Annotated in this window: 16 protein-coding genes and 1 tRNA gene; 9 read left to right on the top strand and 8 right to left on the bottom strand. The window is 39.8% G+C overall.

What is annotated here, in order from left to right; genetic code table 11:
* Positions 1-55: 55 nt before the first annotated feature.
* From NQT65_RS13280 to NQT65_RS13265, 4 genes are read left to right on the top strand one after another with little or no spacing between them, the layout of a single operon-like run.
* Positions 56-544: an FKBP-type peptidyl-prolyl cis-trans isomerase gene (locus NQT65_RS13280; protein ID WP_024031457.1), complete on the top strand. Its 489-nt coding sequence runs from the start codon at positions 56-58 to the stop codon at positions 542-544.
* A gap of 26 nt (positions 545-570) precedes the next feature.
* A complete protein-coding gene (locus NQT65_RS13275; RefSeq protein WP_096042384.1) occupies positions 571-1,299 on the top strand; it encodes an SDR family NAD(P)-dependent oxidoreductase in 729 nt (242 codons plus the stop codon).
* A gap of 10 nt (positions 1,300-1,309) precedes the next feature.
* The gene (locus NQT65_RS13270; protein WP_256851362.1) at positions 1,310-2,152 is read left to right on the top strand and encodes an amidohydrolase family protein; all 843 of its coding nucleotides are present in this window, start codon (positions 1,310-1,312) and stop codon (positions 2,150-2,152) included.
* Positions 2,153-2,198: 46 nt separating this feature from the next.
* Entirely contained in the window at positions 2,199-2,570 is a 372-nt protein-coding gene (locus tag NQT65_RS13265; protein WP_256851361.1) for a hypothetical protein, read from the top strand.
* A gap of 139 nt (positions 2,571-2,709) precedes the next feature.
* Here NQT65_RS13265 and NQT65_RS13260 read toward each other — a convergent pair whose 3' ends face one another.
* The 4 genes from NQT65_RS13260 to NQT65_RS13245 form a co-directional block, all read right to left on the bottom strand.
* The gene (locus NQT65_RS13260) at positions 2,710-3,885 is read right to left on the bottom strand and encodes a mandelate racemase/muconate lactonizing enzyme family protein (protein ID WP_054983246.1); all 1,176 of its coding nucleotides are present in this window, start codon (positions 3,883-3,885) and stop codon (positions 2,710-2,712) included.
* A 25-nt stretch (positions 3,886-3,910) separates the two neighbouring features.
* On the bottom strand, positions 3,911-4,678 hold the full coding sequence (locus NQT65_RS13255; RefSeq protein ID WP_024031462.1) for a class II aldolase/adducin family protein: 768 nt from the start codon (positions 4,676-4,678) through the stop codon (positions 3,911-3,913).
* A gap of 166 nt (positions 4,679-4,844) precedes the next feature.
* The gene (locus NQT65_RS13250) at positions 4,845-5,168 is read right to left on the bottom strand and encodes a c-type cytochrome (protein ID WP_004587649.1); all 324 of its coding nucleotides are present in this window, start codon (positions 5,166-5,168) and stop codon (positions 4,845-4,847) included.
* A gap of 160 nt (positions 5,169-5,328) precedes the next feature.
* Positions 5,329-5,868, bottom strand: coding sequence for a DUF2058 domain-containing protein (locus NQT65_RS13245; RefSeq protein ID WP_004587650.1), 540 nt, complete (start codon positions 5,866-5,868; stop codon positions 5,329-5,331).
* A 199-nt stretch (positions 5,869-6,067) separates the two neighbouring features.
* On the opposite strand from NQT65_RS13245, the gene NQT65_RS13240 reads away from it, so the two are divergent.
* Positions 6,068-7,213: an MFS transporter gene (locus NQT65_RS13240; RefSeq protein WP_256851360.1), complete on the top strand. Its 1,146-nt coding sequence runs from the start codon at positions 6,068-6,070 to the stop codon at positions 7,211-7,213.
* Here the strand turns inward: NQT65_RS13240 and NQT65_RS13235 are convergent.
* Positions 7,180-7,680 carry a prolyl-tRNA synthetase associated domain-containing protein gene (locus tag NQT65_RS13235; RefSeq protein WP_096042387.1) on the bottom strand — a complete coding sequence of 167 codons (501 nt, stop codon included), beginning with the start codon at positions 7,678-7,680 and terminating at the stop codon, positions 7,180-7,182. The genes NQT65_RS13240 and NQT65_RS13235 overlap by 34 nt on opposite strands.
* A gap of 1 nt (position 7,681) precedes the next feature.
* Positions 7,682-8,083: a putative periplasmic lipoprotein gene (locus NQT65_RS13230; RefSeq protein ID WP_024031465.1), complete on the bottom strand. Its 402-nt coding sequence runs from the start codon at positions 8,081-8,083 to the stop codon at positions 7,682-7,684.
* Between the two features lie 164 nt (positions 8,084-8,247).
* On the opposite strand from NQT65_RS13230, the gene NQT65_RS13225 reads away from it, so the two are divergent.
* The 4 genes from NQT65_RS13225 to NQT65_RS13210 all read left to right on the top strand — a co-directional run bounded on the left by NQT65_RS13225 (position 8,248) and on the right by NQT65_RS13210 (position 15,241).
* A tRNA-Ala gene (locus NQT65_RS13225) sits at positions 8,248-8,323 on the top strand.
* A gap of 154 nt (positions 8,324-8,477) precedes the next feature.
* A complete protein-coding gene (locus tag NQT65_RS13220; RefSeq protein WP_256851359.1) occupies positions 8,478-9,740 on the top strand; it encodes an ABC transporter substrate-binding protein in 1,263 nt (420 codons plus the stop codon).
* The gene (locus tag NQT65_RS13215) at positions 9,740-12,958 is read left to right on the top strand and encodes an ATP-binding protein (protein WP_256851358.1); all 3,219 of its coding nucleotides are present in this window, start codon (positions 9,740-9,742) and stop codon (positions 12,956-12,958) included. Before NQT65_RS13220 ends, NQT65_RS13215 begins: the two co-directional genes overlap by 1 nt.
* Before the next feature lie 57 nt (positions 12,959-13,015).
* On the top strand, positions 13,016-15,241 hold the full coding sequence (locus NQT65_RS13210) for a two-component system response regulator (protein ID WP_256851357.1): 2,226 nt from the start codon (positions 13,016-13,018) through the stop codon (positions 15,239-15,241).
* Between the two features lie 45 nt (positions 15,242-15,286).
* Here NQT65_RS13210 and NQT65_RS13205 read toward each other — a convergent pair whose 3' ends face one another.
* Together NQT65_RS13205 and proB are read right to left on the bottom strand one after the other, a co-directional pair.
* Positions 15,287-16,534 (bottom strand): glutamate-5-semialdehyde dehydrogenase, encoded by a 1,248-nt coding sequence (locus tag NQT65_RS13205; protein ID WP_256851356.1) that lies wholly within the window; start codon positions 16,532-16,534, stop codon positions 15,287-15,289.
* Positions 16,531-17,637 carry a glutamate 5-kinase gene (gene proB / locus NQT65_RS13200; RefSeq protein WP_256851355.1) on the bottom strand — a complete coding sequence of 369 codons (1,107 nt, stop codon included), beginning with the start codon at positions 17,635-17,637 and terminating at the stop codon, positions 16,531-16,533. Before proB ends, NQT65_RS13205 begins: the two co-directional genes overlap by 4 nt.
* Positions 17,638-18,138 lie beyond the last annotated feature (501 nt).

Below are 18,138 nucleotides of genomic sequence, written 5' to 3'. Positions count from 1 at the left end.
CGGTATTTCGCGTAAAATCGGCTTTTAACTTAGTCAAAAACTTAAAGAGACAGGCATGCAAATTAGCAAAAATTCAGCAGTTGAATTTCATTACACATTAAGCGAAGCGGGCGAGCAACTAGAAAGCAGTGTAAACCACGCGCCTCTTAGCTATATTCATGGCAGCGAAGGCATGCTTCCTGGCTTAGAAAAAGCACTTGAAGGCAAAGCCGCTGGCGATAAGTTTAGCGTAACACTTGAGCCTAGCGAGTCATACGGTGAGCGCGTTGACGATTTAATTCAGCGTATTCCGCTTAAGCACCTACAAGGTGACGTAAAGGTGTGGAAACCAGGTATGACTGCGATGGTGCACTCAAACCAAGGCCAACACCAGGTAACATTAGTTAAAGTAGGCCGCTTTAATGCAGATTGTGATTTAAACCACCCGTTTGCAGGCAAAACGCTAACGTTTGATTTAGAAGTGGTATCGGTTCGTGAAGCAACCAGTGAAGAGATTTCGCATGGCCATGTTCACGCTGAAGGCGGCTGTGGTCACTCTCACTAATCACACACCTTAAATTAGGAGCAAGTATGTCTAAGGTTGCTATTGTTACAGGCGGTACAAAAGGCATTGGATTAGCAGTTGTAAAACGCTTTATTGAAAATGGCTACACGGTGCACAATTTGGATATTGAGTACAGCGAGCTGGGGGTTTTTCACCAATGCGATGTGAGTAATGTTAGTGCTGTAAAAGCATGTATTACGGCCATTTGTAAACAAAGCCCACGCATAGATGTACTTGTTTCTAATGCCGGTAAACACCTCAGTGCTAGCATTGAGGATACCGATGAGCATACTTTCGATGCATTATTTGCATTGAACGTTAAAGGGGCCTATGCGGCTGTACAAAGTGTACTACCCAGCATGAAAGCGCAAAACAATGGCGCCATTATTTTAATAGCCTCAGATCAGGCAATAATTGGTAAACCTAACTCGTTTGCCTACAACCTGACAAAGCATGCTCTTGCTTCTATGGCAAAAACTACAGCACTTGATTACGCCCAATTTAATATTCGCGCGAATGCGGTATGCCCAGGGACAATAGAAACCCCTCTATTTCATAACGCGATAGATGCTTATTGTAAAAAAAGTGGGGCTAACAAGGCCGATATAGTGGCAGAAGAGGCAAGCCTTCAACCGCTAAACCGCTTAGGACAAGCTGATGAAGTTGCCGCGTTAGTTAGCTTTTTAGCAAGTGATGATGCAAGCTTTATAACCGGTAGCCTACAACATATTGATGGCGGCTATACCACACAATGAGCACATGCCGATGAGCCTGCAAATTATTGACCCCCACGTGCATTTTTTTAACCTTGCCGAGGGGCAATATACTTGGCTGCAAGGCGAAAACCCACCAGCATGGCCAAATTTAGAGTTAATAAAACAACCTATTAGCGAAAAAGAGCTACTAGAGAGCAGCGGCTTTACCCTCGCCGGCATAGTACATGTAGAGGCTGGTTTTGATAACAACGCCCCCATTAACGAACTTAATTGGCTAACGGCGCATTTAAAAAAGCTTCCCTTTAAAGCCATTAGTTACGCTCAGTTAGATTGCGCACCTGTGCAATTTGCAAAAGCAATAAACGCCCTTGCCCACCCCCATTTAATAGGCATACGGGATATCACCGAAGGCGCAGACGCACAGCGATTATTAAACCCAGTGTGCTTTAGTAATTTGCAAACCCTTTGCCAGCAAGGGCTGCATTATGAAGCCCAGTTTGAGCTTGAAAATACTGCAATAGCCGCTCAGCTTGCTCGTTACGCTAAGGCGCTGCCTCAGCTAAAAATAATAATAAACCATAGCGGCCTACCTAATAATATTAATAACTGGCAGCAAAGCATTCGCATGCTAAGTGCGCACAATAATATAGCGATTAAGTTTTCGGGTTTTGAGCTTTTAGCGTTGAATTTACAACAGCAACAAGATTGTTTTGAAACTATGTTCTCGTACTTTGGTGAGCAGCGCATTATGTTTGCGAGTAACTTTCCGGTTTGCCAAATTAACGCAAGCTATAATGATGTTTGGCATAGCCATCAAGCTTTGTGTAAAACAAATAAAATATGGCACAACCTTAGCTACGCAAATGCTAAGCATTTTTATAACATACCCTAGATAAGCTATATTAAATTTAACCACTTACGTAAATGCGGCAATGACTATGACATTACATTCGCGATTATCAGCCCTTGGCATTTTAACTATTTTAAGTGGTTGCGCATCTAACATGCAGCCTACTCCTAAGCTGCATCATGCCTTACTTACCCAGCCAAATAGCCAAGCGGTAGAGCGTGTTATAGAGCGCTTAATGCATATAAAAAACGTAACGCTTGCTGACGATATCTTTATTCACACCAGTACCTTTACTCTTAAAAACACAAACCGTAGCGATATAACAGCCAATCAACAGCTTAACTTTCCCGATCAATTTGAGTTAATGATAAACAATAATCGCTGCTATATACGCCACCTTGATAGTAAAGCCACCGCTGAGATAAAAGGCGTTACGTGTACAATTAATCTTGCCAATTAAACCCACTAACTATTCAAATGGTATTGCTCATAGGTATTAGAGAAACACAGCTATAAAAAGGCCGGTAAGTGAGTTATCACTTACCGGCCTTTACTTTAAACAATAGCATTTAAATAACGCTCTTTAAATAAAGCTTAAATTATTTAATTTCTACACGCTGCGAACGCATAACAATCTCATCATTTAATTCAATGCCTAAGCCTGGCTCTTCTGATACTTCAAAAAAGCCATTTTTTGGTTGTGGATCTTGTAAGCACAGCTCTCGGTTCCACTTTTTAATGGCATAAGTATGATGCTCATGAATCAAAAAGTTAGGAATAGCGGTTTCTAAATGAAGCGATGCAGCTGTAGCAACAGGCCCGCCACATACATGCGCCTGAATACGCACATCAAAAATATCGGCGTAGTCACATACTTTTTTAGTTTCAGTAAAGCCACCACATAAACCGATATCGGGTTGTAGTACATCAATGCTTTGATCTTCTAAATAAGGGCGCACACCCCAGCGGTTGTATAAACGCTCACCGCCTGCAATTGGCACTGCCACTTTATCAGCTACTTTTGCATGTAAAGAATGGTTTAAGTAGTTAACTGGCTCCTCGTAGTACATGCAATCAAACTCTTCGGCTATTTCACCAATTTGTATAGCAGAGGTCGCGCCAGGTAAGCTGTGGCACTCAAAAATAATATCCACTTCGTCACCAACTGCTTCACGTATAGCTTGCATACGAGCTCGGTATAGCTTCATTTCAGCGCGAGAAATTATTTTAGTACGGTCGTAATACGTATTACCGTCTTTATCGTATTGGATAGGGTCAACTTTTACTGCATCATAACCTTCGCCAATCGCTTTTAACGCCGCTTCTGCGTATTCTTGCGGTTGTACTAACGCTTTAAATTCGCTGTCCCAATCAAACTGTAGCTGCGATGCATAAGTACGTAGCTTATCGTTTACTTTGCCGCCCAGTAATTGGTATACCGGTAAACCAAGTGCTTTACCTTTTATATCCCAAAGTGCTGTATCTATGGCGCTCATTGCTGCATAAACAACAGGGCCGCCACCTAAACCCCAAAAGCTTTCGCGTAACATACGCGACCATAACTTTTCGGTTTGAAACGGGTCGTGCCCAATTAAAAAAGCATCAGCCATTTCTTTTATCATTGCTGCTGCTGCGCTGTGGCCTAAATCGTAAGCTAAACCAGCCTCACCTACACCACTAATACCTTCATCGGTATGAATACGTACAAAAACCGGCGTCCAGGCTGGACGCTCTGGGCAATGAATATCAAATACTTCTACGCGATTTACTTTCATTAAAATTCCTTATTAGCCACGCAGGCTATTGTGCAAAACTGGGATCAAGTCGGTACGCTTTTCGTAACATGGCAGGCCACGCTAATTGCCCACCTGTGCTGCCGCTATGTACCACATTAGCTTGGTTATAAATATTGTCGATAATTGGCTGCGGCACCGGAATAACCTCTTGTGAGCTGGCTTGTAATGCAAGCTGAATTTCGCAGGCACGTTGCAAGTCATAAAAACGCATAAAGGCATCGCCTACGGTTGGGCCTACAGTTAAACCACCATGATTTACCAATAGCATATGATTGGTATTGCCTAAATCATCTTGTAATACTTTGCGCTCGTCATCATTTACAGCCAGCCCTTCATAGCCATGGTACGACAGTGAAGGGAGCGAAAACATAGAGTATTGGCTTAGTGGCAATAGGCCATTTTTTTGTGTAGCAACGGCAATGGTTTCTTTAGTATGTAAGTGAATAACACAATGAGCATCTTCACGCACTTCGTGAATTGCGCTATGAATAGTAAAACCTGCCGGGTTAATGCTAAAGGGGGTGTCGTCAATAATATTGCCGTGCAAATCAACCTTTACTAGGTTTGATGCAGTTACTTCGTCAAACGTTAAGCCAAACGCATTTACAAGGTAGTGATCAGTGCCAGGTAAACGTGCCGATAAATGCGTGTATATTAAATCCCCCCAACGAAAATGCTCTACTAATCGGTAGCAAGCTGCTAAATCTACGCGCAATTGCCACTCTTGCTCCGACACTTTATTTTTTAAATCTAGTTGGGGTAAATCAATCATAATCAGCCTTTTAAAATACGTACAACAACACAAGTACGAATAGATGTTTAGAAGTCTAAAGCAGTATTAATTTTATAGCAAACACAAACAAAACAGCCACACAATTGTGTGGCTGTTTACGCTGCGCTTTAATTTAAAACGATAATACGTTTTTAAACGCGGTGCTTTATTTTACCTTTGAAAGGTAGTCAGCAATTGCTTCAAACTCTTCGTCCGTTACCGTTGCAACCATTGCTTTCATTGCGGCAGTCATACCATTGCTACGCGCGCCCGATTTAATATCTTTCATTTGGGCCACTAAATAGTCTTTGTTTTGACCATTAATTTTAGGGTATGCGCCCATAATAGGTGCTTTACCTTCTGCACCGTGACATGTTTGACACATTTTTTGGGTGTAAAGGGCTTCGCCATCAGCAGCGGCGGCGTTAAACGAAAAACTTGCGGCTAAACTAATACCCGCGCCTACTATTAGTGCTTTCATCTTGCTCATTATATTCACTCTTCTTTTTGACGGTTAGAAAATAGTCTATTGATTGTAGTAAACAATCTAGTAAAAAGCATACGTATCAATTTACGTTAGGCGATCAAACAAACATGACTACGTTTTCAGCCATTGTTGTTAACTTTAGCAAACAATACTGAACAGACACTTACCATACTAAATCATCTGGTACTTCAAAGTCTGCATATGGGTCGTCTTCATCTTTTGGTTTGTTTTCAGGCTCAACATGAAAAACAATGTACTTTTCATCAACTTCTGCGACTTTACGCGCCGGCTCATCATCGAGTACGTAAAACTGCCCTTCCAGTACACAAATAGCTAAACGACCACCCGATAACGCTTTTTGGGTTTTCTCGTTTACGTCTATCCCTTTTACTTTGTTATCGTAAGTAAAATTAAAGGTACGCTCACCGCGGATAGAGTCTTGGTTATGGTGCTCAAGTATTTGCTTAACACGAGCAACTTGCTCACGTTGCTTAAGCTCTTCTTGGCGCGACTGGTTAAGTTCTTCAGCCTTTTTTTGCTGCTCTAATTTAGTTTGCTGTATGTGCTTTTGCAGATCGCTTGGGTTACTGGTAGCCCCTTTTTTTTGCTTTTTTTGTTGCTTACGTTTTTCTGACTTAGCAACTTTAGCTTTGTGCGATGTTGTTAACCCTGCTTGCAGCAATTGGTCTTGTAATGAACCCATGGCTTTGTTCCACTAAAAACTTATATTAGGTTTATTTTAATCACCAACGAGTACAAATAACAGTGCTATTAGCATTAATCTAGCAAAGGGCTGCATATACACTTTGATTTAGCGCAATTGTTAATGATTTAACCTATGAAATATAAGCCATTTTTCATATACTTTGGCTAACTTATCAGCTTATGTTTTAAGCCTTACAATGCGTTTTGCTCATTTACTTATTTGCTCGGTGTTTATATTTTTTGTGCTGTACGCACCTCAGCCTTTATTGAGCTTATTTGCTAGCGAATTTAACGTCTCCCCTGCGCTTGCCGGCAGCTTAATGAGCGTAACCATGCTGCCTTTAGCAATTGCACCTTTGGTTTATGGGCTATTTTTAGCCAAGCAAAACCCGCTTATTATTTTACGTATTGCTATGTTTATTTTAGGGTTGAGCTGCATACTGTTTACAGTAGCGCCAAGTTTTGAGCTATTACTTTTGGTGCGTTTTATACAAGGCTTAACCTTACCTGCCGCGCTCACCGCGATGACAAGCTTTATTGGTATACGTTACAGCGCAGATGCCTTACAAAAAAATATGACCTTATACATAGGCAGTACCATAGCTGGGGGCTACTTTGGCCGAGTATTAGCCGCTTTATTTAGTGATGTATGGCATTGGCAAAGTTTTTATTATGTTATTTCGATTGTGCTTATTGGCCTGGCTATAAGTATAAAGCCCACGGGCTTTGTGGTATCTAATCAATCAGTACTTACGCCGTTAACGTATATTAAGCAGCTAAAAGATGCGGCAGTACTAAAATTGTATGGCGCCGTTTTTTGTATGTTTTTTTGCTTTGCAGCCTTATTAAATTACCTACCATTTATTTTGCAAAACACCTTTTTAATTACAAACACACGCGATATTGGCTTAGTGTACAGCGGCTACTTAATCGGTGCTTTAGCATCTATTGCAACACCTTGGCTTGCTAAAAAAGTGCCTTCAGCTTGGCATTTACTTGCTGCGGTTTTTATCGTGTATAACTTAAGCATTGTATTACTTATAAGCCAGCAACTGAGTGTGTTTTTAATCGCGTTTACGTTATTTTGTGCTGCTATGTTTGTTATACACTCAAGCGCTGCTCCGCTTGTTAACAAGATTAGCAAAGCGCCTGCAAGTGTAACAAATGGCGGGTATGTATCGTTTTATTATAGTGGTGGGGCGCTGGGCTCGTTATTGCCAGGTATTGTTTATCAACACTCAGGGCAAACTGCATTTATGCTTTGCTTACTGAGTGTGTGTTTTATTGGTTTAGTCTTAGTCACTTTAGGCTATCGAGAAGGTAAAAACATTACCCGAGGCTGATGCCCTGTATGCTCAAAAAAGGTATTTAAATCATTTTTTGTAAGCAGCCAAGTTTGAGTGTTTTCAAACGGGTGACAATGAAACAGCTCGTTAAACCAAATATCTTGATCAAGCCACAAAGTAACATTGCTTTGTTTATCGTTTGCTAAAGCAAGCATAGACACACACCCGGGCGCTACTTTTAAATAACGTGCTAACCGCTCGCTAGAGGCAAACCCCAACCGAGAAAGCCCCTGTTGCTTAGATAGGGTTTTTAAATCGAGCTGTTTGTCGTGTGCGGTAATTACTAAAAAGTGCTTTTTGCCCTCGTTATCACGCAAAAACAAGTTTTTAAGTCGCGTACCTGGGCGCTCCACCATAAATGCATCAGCATCTAAACTGGTATGTAACGCAGGGTGTTCTATTACATCGTAATTTATACCTAATTGCGCTAACAACTGCGCAAGCTTTGCTTTATCGGCCAACATACTACAAACAACGCCCTCTTAACTGCACACTTAAGTCACGCCATAGCACTTGTGTAATTTCGTGTTTATTTTCACAATAGTTATTTTCACTGAGGGTTTCGTTTAAAAACCTGACGGCTTCATCTTCAAGCTTAAGTTTTAATACACTAGAGTCTTCGAAGTGTTCTTGTTCTATGTAACGTTTTACATCAGAGCGGCTCGGTCTTTTTTCGCCTCGCCCGCCGTTATTTAAGTTTATGTTACTGCGATGCTCAGCCTTTACCGATACAACATAAGCAAATATTTTGTTACCTTGCTCATCCACGTTCTCATAAAACTGCTTGTTATTTATTTCATAAGGAGGCGCTTCATTACTGGCACACCCTGCAAGTAGCAAAGCAAGTATACAGATACTTTTTTTCATTGTTTTTGTCGTTTCGCGAGGTATTTTTCTCGAGTCTATCAAAAATAAACGATAACAGTTAAATATTGCTAAAAAATACTTGACCAAATTTATAAAAATATTTAAAGTTCACCCCGCTTGGAACTCAGCAGCCAAGTAATTACAACTATGTAATTTAGGAATGTGGGGCTATAGCTCAGCTGGGAGAGCGCCTGCCTTGCACGCAGGAGGTCAGCAGTTCGATCCTGCTTAGCTCCACCATTTTCCTACTCTTCTATTACTTCCTATTTTTCATCGCCTTATTATTCTTTTATCTTCTACACAATAACTTTTATATTTGCGCATTCCTTGTTTGTTTAGTCTTTGTTGGCTATAAATTATCTCATCTGTAGCAGTGATACTTTTGGCTTAAACAATGGATACCCCTAAACGCACCACATTAAAAAAGCTCGCTATCATCGGTTTAACCGCGGGCGTAGTTACTCATGTACCTTATGTTTTTGCCCGAAAAAAAGTAACCCTAAGAGTCTTAGGAACACATGTCACGCTACAAGAAGCCATTCGTAAACAAGCAATGCTTGATTTAGGCATAAATATAGAATTTTCCCCTGCCGGTAGTGCTGCCGTATTACAAAAAGCCTCCATGGACCCTGGCTCATTTGATTTATACGAGCAATGGTCAAACAGTATTAATGTACTTTGGCGGGCGGGGTCTATTCAGCCCATAGAAAAAAAACGGCTAACCTACTTTAATGAAATAAATTCTCTAACCAAAACGGGGAAGCTCACCCCCGATGCAAAATTAGGTGCAGGCGACGCTCCTTATAAATTACTCAATGTACAAGAGGACGGCACACTAAGCGCAAATGAAAGCGATTACATTAGCTTTTTGCCCTATGTACATAATGTTGACTCTTTTGGCTATAACACCGCTAAGATAAAACCTGGCATTGCCTACGAAACTGAAAGTTGGGGCTGGTTACTTGATGATGCCCACCGAGGTAAAGTAGGCATTGTAAATGCACCCACAATTGGCTTATTTGACCTTGCCTTGGCAGCACAAAGCAAAGGGTTAATAACATTTAAAGATATTGGTGCGATTACTCGCTCCGAGCTTGACCGTTTATTTAGTATTTTAATTGACTATAAACGCCAAGGGCATTTTGCAGGTTATTGGAACTCGGTGCCAGAGTCTGTTGAATTTATGAAAAGCCAACGCGTGCACATAGAAAGTATGTTTTCCCCCGCTGTGGCCGCGCTCAATAGTCAAAATGTTAATGTGCGATTTGCCGCCCCAAAAGAGGGCTATCGTGGCTGGCATGGGGTAATGTGCTTATCGTCACAGGTTAATAATAACCAAAAAGATGCCGCATACGATTACATGAACTGGTGGCTTTCGGGATGGGCCGGCGCATTTATTGCTCGCCAAGGGTATTACATTAGTAATCCACAGCGCTCAAAAGCAATGCTTTCACCAAGTGAATGGGACTACTGGTACTTAGGCAAGCCCACTACGGTTGACTTACTAAACACCCAAAAACAAGTCGCAGTAAAAGCCGGCGAGCAGCGAAATGGTGGTAGCTATTTAAAACGCTTAAGCAATGTAGCTGTTTGGAATAGCGTTATGCCGACTTACGATTACAGTTTGCAAAAATGGTATGAGTTAATAAGCAGATAATGATAACCCGTTCAATAAAATCAAAAATAATAATTGCTCTATGCGTATTAATTACTTTATTAATTTTGCAAAGTTACCTATTCAATTATTCGCAAAAATCACTTTTTGAGCTGCAAAATGCGCAGCACAAAGCTTTATTACAAAGCGAGTCCGTTACCCGTTTAGAAAACGATGTAATTTCTTTACAAAGCCAAGCTATTGCTTATCTAGATCATGCTAATAGCAATACCATTGAAAAGTTTAATGTGCACTTAAATGCTGCAAAAATGGATTTAGATACGCTAAGTACACATTTAAATGAGTATGACGAAAACTATCAAAACAATATAAAGCGCCTTAACGAGTACTTAAATAATTACCAAGATACATTTAATCGCGTAGTCGTTAACAGAACCAAACGAGAGCAGCTGTACATTACACAGTTCAAACAACCTATTGAAGCGCTAAAAGCACAACTTAATGAGCTTAAAAAAAACACGCTAACCAACAAGCAAAATAAAATAGTGAATACCCTTTTAACTATTAGCAATATAGAACAAGCAACAACCAATTATTTACACAAGCCAAATTATGATGAAGCACAAAATGTGCAAGATAACCTAGCACACTTAAATACCCTACTGGCGAGTATTGAAACCGCTAATGTTAACCTACTTAATAATACTGGCAAGCTTGAGCAAGCGTATAGCCAATTAGTTATTTTAACCCGCAGCTATACGTTTTCGATAAATGTAGTTTTAACAGGAATAGAAAACGAGCTGCTTTACCTAGCCGAAAAAATTAGGGATGTAGAGAAGCAAAAGCTCTCCCAGACCGAGCAGCAGCTAAGAGACCACGTATTAAAAAGTACCGAAATGGCCAACCTTTTTGCCGCGCTGATCACTGTTATCATAATAGTAATTACCTTTTTTATATTTAACTCTGTCATTAAGCCCATTGCGAAATTAACTAAGCTGTTAAATGATATGAGTAATGAAAAGCAAGTAACACTAAATAGTGATGAGCATCATCAAAATGAAATTAACTCGGTTATTACCGCCGCTAATGCGCTGTATTTAAAAAATAAACAAACAAAAGAACTACTAGCAGAAACCCAAGCGCTTAATTCTAAAATGGAATTAATGAATAAAGAGCTTACACTTGCCATCACCCAAGCAAAAAATGCCAACCAAGCGAAAGGTGACTTTGTAGCTAATATGAGCCATGAGCTACGCACTCCAATGAACGGTATTTTAGGCATGCTGCAGCTTTTACAAAGCAGCGCTCTTCCAGCAAAACAAAAACACTATGCAGATAAAGCGTTTTCAAGTGCTCAAAACTTACTGCAAATACTTAATAACGTACTCGACTTTTCAAAGCTTGAGTCTGATAAAGTAAAGCTTGAATCAATCCCTTTTACTTTGCATACCGTGGTTTCTAATGTAAAAAATTTATTTTCGGTAAATGCGAAACAAAAAGGGTTGCGCCTTAATTTTGTATTGCATGTTGATGCAGGGCTTGAGCTGATGGGCGATCCACTGCACTTGAGTCAAGTTATCAATAACTGTGTAGGTAATGCCATTAAATTTACAGATCGCGGTGAAGTAACTGTAACAATTGAAGCCACAACACAAGATGAGCAGCAAATACAGTTACGCTTTGGTATTAAAGACACTGGCATAGGCATGACGCCTGAGCAAACCGCCTCAATTTTTGACTCGTTCTACCAAGGCGATTCCAGTACAACACGTAAATATGGCGGCACCGGATTAGGTTTAACTATTTGTAAGCAACTAACCAAGTTACTAGGCGGCGAAATACAAGTACGCAGCACACCCCACGTCGGGAGTGAGTTTTATTTTACACTACCGTTTAAAATGACGAGCAAAGAAGCGCTTAAAAAGCATGCCTTACTAATTACTCCCGATACTGAGCAAATAAAATCACTCACTAAGTTATTAAGTAGCGCTGATATTACTGCAGAAATTACCCAAGAGCCGTTGCGTGCAATTGCAAAAATGTCTCAACCGAGTAACCCTTTTAATATTGTGATCATGACGTTGTCACACAAAGAACTAAAAGAGAATTTTATTTTGCAGCAACTGTACTTACAAAAACAAAAAAATAAACATAAGCTGCTGCTTATTTTACTCATTAACGATCAAGAGCACCCGCAGGCAGTTCCCGATAGCGATCATATTGACATTATAACAATTGGTAATATCCACACTGAATCTCAATTAATGCGCTTATTATTACCCGACTCTACACAGCTTAAAGAAGGCGAGACTTACCCACAGTTTACCGGTTTTACCGCACTTGCAGTAGACGATAACCCTGTAAACCAAGAGATTCTCGAAGCACTATTAACTAAAATGAATATGTCTGTTATCTCTGCAAGTAATGGTGAGGAAGCACTCATTAAAGTAGAAGAAAACGCAGTTGATATTATTTTTATGGATATTCAAATGCCAGTTATGGATGGCCTAGAAGCGACGCGAATACTGCGTCAAAGGGGATATACAACGCCTATTGTTGCTGTAACTGCAGCTGTATTTTCTAATGATAAAAAAGCCGCTATTAGAGCAGGCATGGATGACTATTTGGTAAAACCGTTATTATTTGGCCTGCTTTGCGACACCATGGAAAAACATTTAGCAAAGGCACACTCTTTAAGCACATTAAACCTCACTGTCGCAAGAGAAAATCTTGAAAATAATGATGAACTCATTAATTCTATTTTCACTAAATTTAATGCTGACTACAGCGACTTTATGGAGGTAGCTGTAAAGCTATCTAAAAACAATGATTACAAAGCGTTAGCAAGAGAAATGCATAGTTTGAAAGGCCTAACCGGTACTCTAGGGTTGGAGCTACTAGAACAAAACGTAAAAAAAGTAGAGTTAGAACTGAGCAATGGCGTACAAACTGACTTTAGCGCTTTTAATGAACAGTTGACTTTAGCACTTTATGCCGTCAGACAGTTACTGATAACAAATACCTATAAACCTCAGCCAGAAGCTATAAGCTCAGTGCAAAATTCAGATACACCAATTGATGAAATTTATTCTTTAGCGTTATCTTCTCGCCCTATTCCCAGCAATCTAATTAGAGAAATAGAACCACAAAAATTCGATCATTCCCATCCATTACACAAGCTAAAAGAGGCTATAGATAACTTTAACTACGCTTTAGTGATTAAACTTATTGATATATACAGAAATAACTATAAAAACTAGACAATTATGGCAACTATAAACTAACTTTAAGGGGTAACTTAAGAATAAGGATTTAGTGTGCATTCAACCTTTCTGGATAACAATAATGAAGCTGTAGTAACTCAACCGCGAAAGCCTTTGATACTCATTGTTGATGATGAACCAAGCAACTTACATGTATTAGTTGAAGGCTTACTTGCAGACTACGATGTACGCATTTCAACAAGTGGTGAACAAGCGCTTGTATTTGTTGAATCCACACGCCCAGATTTAATTTTACTCGATATTATGATGCCAGGCATGGACGGCTATGAAGTATGTAAAAGATTAAAAGCAAAGCAAAATACCAAAGGCATTCCTATAATTTTTGTTACCGCACTGACCGAAGAAGAATCTGAAGAAAAAGGCTTTGCAATGGGTGCCATTGATTATATCCACAAACCTTATAAATTAGCGTTGGTAAGAGCACGTATACGTACACACATTACTTCGCAAGGCATGCTTGACAGACTCATCGAAAAAAACTTTGACTTACACGACAAATTACTCGAAATAGAAGCCCTTGCAAAAGAGTTAAGCCAACGTGAGGAAGAGCTTAAGCAGCTTTCATCTAAGCAAAAGTTATTTTATCAAGCACTTACCAGTACCGCCGATGGTGTTGTAATTACTAATAGCGATGGCAAGATTATCGCTGTTAATCCTTCATTTTGTAGAATTACCGGCTATTGTGAAGCTGAATCACTGGAAATGGACTTAAAAGAGATCAAACAAAATAACCACCCAAGTATTAGCTTTGATGAAGTATGGAAACATGCTAACGAAGCTGGCTACTGGAGCGGTGAACTTGTAACACGAAGAAAAAATGGCGAGCTATACCCCGAGTTATTAACGCTTAGTAAGGTTAAAAGCGAGCAAGACACCAACATTCACTACATTGGCGTTTTTAGTGATATTTCAAGCGTAAAGGTAACGCAAGAGCGCATAGATTACCTAACTTGGCATGATGAGCTTACTAAGCTGCCAAACCGTAACGGTTTTTTAAAGCAATTAGAACAGCAACTACAAGATTGCAGTAGCGATAAAACATGTGCCTATATTTATATTATCGACATTGACAGCTTCCACTCTATTAATGATGGCTTAGGGCTTTTAGCAGGGGATAATATTTTAAAGGAGCTTGCTCAGCGTATTCATGCCAATGTAGATAAAAAAGATATTATTGCACGCTTAGGCAGTGATGAATTTGCCGCCTTATGTAGCGTAGATAAAGGAGTTGGGCGTACACGTGCGCAATCTATTGCTGAAAACAAAGCGCAAGAGCTTTTAAACGCAGTCAACCACCCTTTTGACGTTGATGGGCAAGAGGTTAGCTTAACAATTAGTATAGGCACTTATATTTTCCCGCGTGACGATGTATGGGAAAGTGCTATTGAGACAATCAGAAATTGTGAAGCAGCCTGCTATAAAGCCAAAGAAAAAGGCGGAAACAGAGTTACATTTTTTGATACCACATTTGGCGAGCAGGCTAAACGACGTTTTGAAATTGAACAAGACTTAAGAAAAGCCATTCATCAAAATGAGCTATCCATATTTTTGCAGTCGCAATTTGATAGTAAGCAAACGTTAAAAGGCGCAGAAATACTGCTGCGCTGGAATCACCCTCAAAAAGGCTTTATAAGCCCATGTGAATTTATATCAATAGCTGAAGAATCTGATGTTATTTTTGAATTAGACTGCTGGGTTACGACTAATGCACTTAATTTACTTACCAAGCTTAAATACAGCCACCCAAGTTTGAATATTTCGGTAAATATAAGCGGTCGCCATTTTCATGAACCGCGATTTTTAAACTTTATAAGCCAACAAATTAAAAGTGTTGATATTAATCCTCAGCAACTCACCATTGAGATAATAGAGGGGACGTTACTTAATCACATGGAAGCGGCCATTGAAGCCGTACACTACCTTAAAAAGCTGGGCGTACGTGTATCAATAGATGACTTTGGCACGGGCTATTCAAGTTTAACCTACTTAAAACAGTTACCTATTCATGAGCTAAAAATAGATCGCTCATTTGTACTTGAAGCCCCCACTGATAACAACGATAAATTAATTATTGATATGATTGTCAGCCTTGGCAGGTTGTTTCAATTAGAAGTGGTAGCGGAAGGAGTTGAGAATCAATCGCACTTTGACTTATTACAAGAGTACCCTGAGGTTATCCTACAAGGGTACCATCTGCACCGGCCTGAGCCATTAGAAAGCTGGTTAGAAAAACTAAAGCATACTTTGCAAAATGCATAAAAAAACGCCGATTAAACAATCGGCGTTTTTTATATGTGAAGTATATTACTTACGTACTTGGCCTTCGCCATTAACTAAATACTTTTCAGTTGTAAGTGATTCAAGCCCCATAGGACCATAAGCATGTAGCTTAGTTGTAGCTATACCAATTTCAGCACCTAACCCTAATTGCGAGCCATCTGAGAAACGCGATGATGCATTTACCATTACTACCGATGCATCAACACTGCGTTGGAAAAGCTCAGCCGCAGTATCGTTTTTAGTACAAATAACCTCAGTGTGGTTTGAACCAAATTGAGCAATATGCTCCACAGCAGCACTAAAGCTTGGTACTACACGAATAGCAATTTCTAAATCTAAGTATTCTTCACCAAATTCATTATCAGCAAGTACTGTTGCGTTATCAAAGTATTTTGCGGCTTGCTCATCTGCATTAATTTTCACACCTTCTTGGCGCAATACAACGGCACATAAATTTAAAAATTCATCAGCAACGTTTTGGTGAACCACTAGCCCTTCAAGCGCATTACATACGCCTGTGCGCTGTGTTTTACCATTTAATAGTAAATTAAGTGCAACCTCTAAGTCGGCATCTTTATCTACGTATAAATGACACACCCCTTTAAAGTGCTGAATAACAGGAATAGTACTATTTTCTGTAACAAAGTTAATTAAGCCTTCGCCACCACGAGGGATGATTAAATCAATACTTTCGCGTTGCTGCATTAGCTCCATAAGCAATGCACGGTCTGGATCAGGAATAACTGAGATCAGCGCTTTAGGTAAGTTATGTTTTTCAAGTACACCGTGCATTACACTCGCAATGGCTTGTGAGCTTTTAAGGGCTTCTTTACCGCCGCGTAAAATAACACCATTACCCGATTTAAAACACAATGCGCCAGCATCCGCAGTTACATTAGGACGCGCTTCGTAAATCATACATACAACACCTAATGGCACACGCATTTTACGTATTTTAATGCCATTTGGGCGCTCTGTAATGTCGCGTAGCTGACCGACTGGATCATCTAAACTTACAATAACTTCAATACCCTCTGCCATTGCTTCAATGCGCTCTTCGTTAAGCGTTAGGCGGTCGATCATCGAAGCGGCTAAGTTATTATCGCGTGCTGCGCTTAAATCACTTTCGTTTTCTTTAATTATAAATGCTTTTTCTGCGCGTAATGCTGCCGCCATTTCGGTTAACACTTGGTTTTTGGTCTCGGTGTCGAGTAAAGCAAGTGTGTTTGCAGCTTTTGCTGCCTGGCGTGAAATATCCGTAATCAAACTCATGACTTCTCCAATAATGCGATATCTTTTTCTGAAATAACAGGACCAATAGAATCCTGCATTTTTTCGCTAAATTCACTTTGCTCGTTATCTGCAATAAAGCTTAACAAGCAACTACTATAATTTGCGGTGGCTTTTGCTAAACGTGTGCCATCCTCGCTTCTAACTAAAATGGTATCGCCAATGGCAAACTCACCATGAACTTCCATTATTTCGTCGCCCCGTATGCAACCGTTTTCACCTTCAAGAGACTCATCAAACGAGCCATCTACGACTACTTCACCTTGCTCATTGGCTGTATGCGTCATCCAGTGCACAGCTTCTTGCATTGGTTTTTCATAAGGAAGGAAAACACTACCAGGGTTGTCACCTGCCAATAATCTATTAAAGGTTTCTTCTTTAAAGCCATTAATAATATAAGTAGCAATACCGTGAGACGTTGCTTTTTCAGCAGCTTCAATTTTGGTTTTCATGCCACCGGTTCCTACAGAGCTTGTAGCACATCCTGCCATAGCATAAATAGACTCATCAATTGATTTTATTTCAGGCAGTAAAACTGCATCGTCGTGCAAATTTGGGTTTTTATCATACAACCCATCTACATCAGAAAAAATCATTAATGCATCGGCATCAGCGGCCGCCGCTACCATGGCTGATAAGTTATCGTTGTCACCTACTTTTAAGTCATCAGTTGTTACAGCATCATTTTCGTTAATGATAGGCAGTACACCATGCTCTAGCAAAGTAAAAATAGTTTCGCGAATACTTTCATAGCGCTCACGGTCACGTAAATCACCATGGGTTAACAATAATTGCGCTGATGGAAAATCGAAAAAGCGATCCCACATGGCCATCATTTCAGTTTGACCTGCTGCTGCCATCGCTTTTTTCATCACAACTGAACGTGGAATGTCAGATGGGAATAAGTGTGAGCCTGCAGCTACTGAGCCTGAAGATACTAAAATAACTTCAATACCACGAGCACGACAGCGAACAATAAATTGCGCAATGGTTAATATGTAGCGTGAACGGCACCCATCTTGATCTGGAGCAATTAGAGCACTACCTACTTTTAAAACAATACGACGCCAATTTAACTTTTGCATAAAATCTCAACTTTCCATTTTATCTGCATTCACATAGTGTGAACTAAAACTAGGTAATTGCGTATAAAATACGCAATTTCGAATAGGTTGTTTGTTTATACACTTTTTAAACGCACGCAAATACACGACCTAAAATTGCTTTTAGATTTGTAAAGACATGAAACAGCACCAACCAAAATAAATGGAGGTCTATTAAATATAAAGATAAAAAGTGTTGTTTATGTATCGCTGTAAAAAGCTGTGTGCGGCCTTTTTGTTAACAACATACATAGAGCCTCTAAAGTCAGATACACCAACAGATAGGGTGATGACTTAAGGACCGAGATTTAGCCGCCACGATGGGAGCTAAACATTGAAAGTAATAGTTCAACTCAAACATTTATTTACTTAATTGCTTAAATAAACTTGTTTGAAAAAACCATACCAAGATATTCAATAATACAATAGCTACTAATTAATGGTAATAATAGCGTACAAATCTATTATTACAGGGCAAATATG

It is taken from the genome of Pseudoalteromonas agarivorans (genome assembly GCF_024518735.1).
In the GTDB taxonomy this organism is placed as follows: domain Bacteria; phylum Pseudomonadota; class Gammaproteobacteria; order Enterobacterales; family Alteromonadaceae; genus Pseudoalteromonas; species Pseudoalteromonas atlantica.
This window is presented reverse-complemented; position numbering and strand designations above follow the sequence as displayed.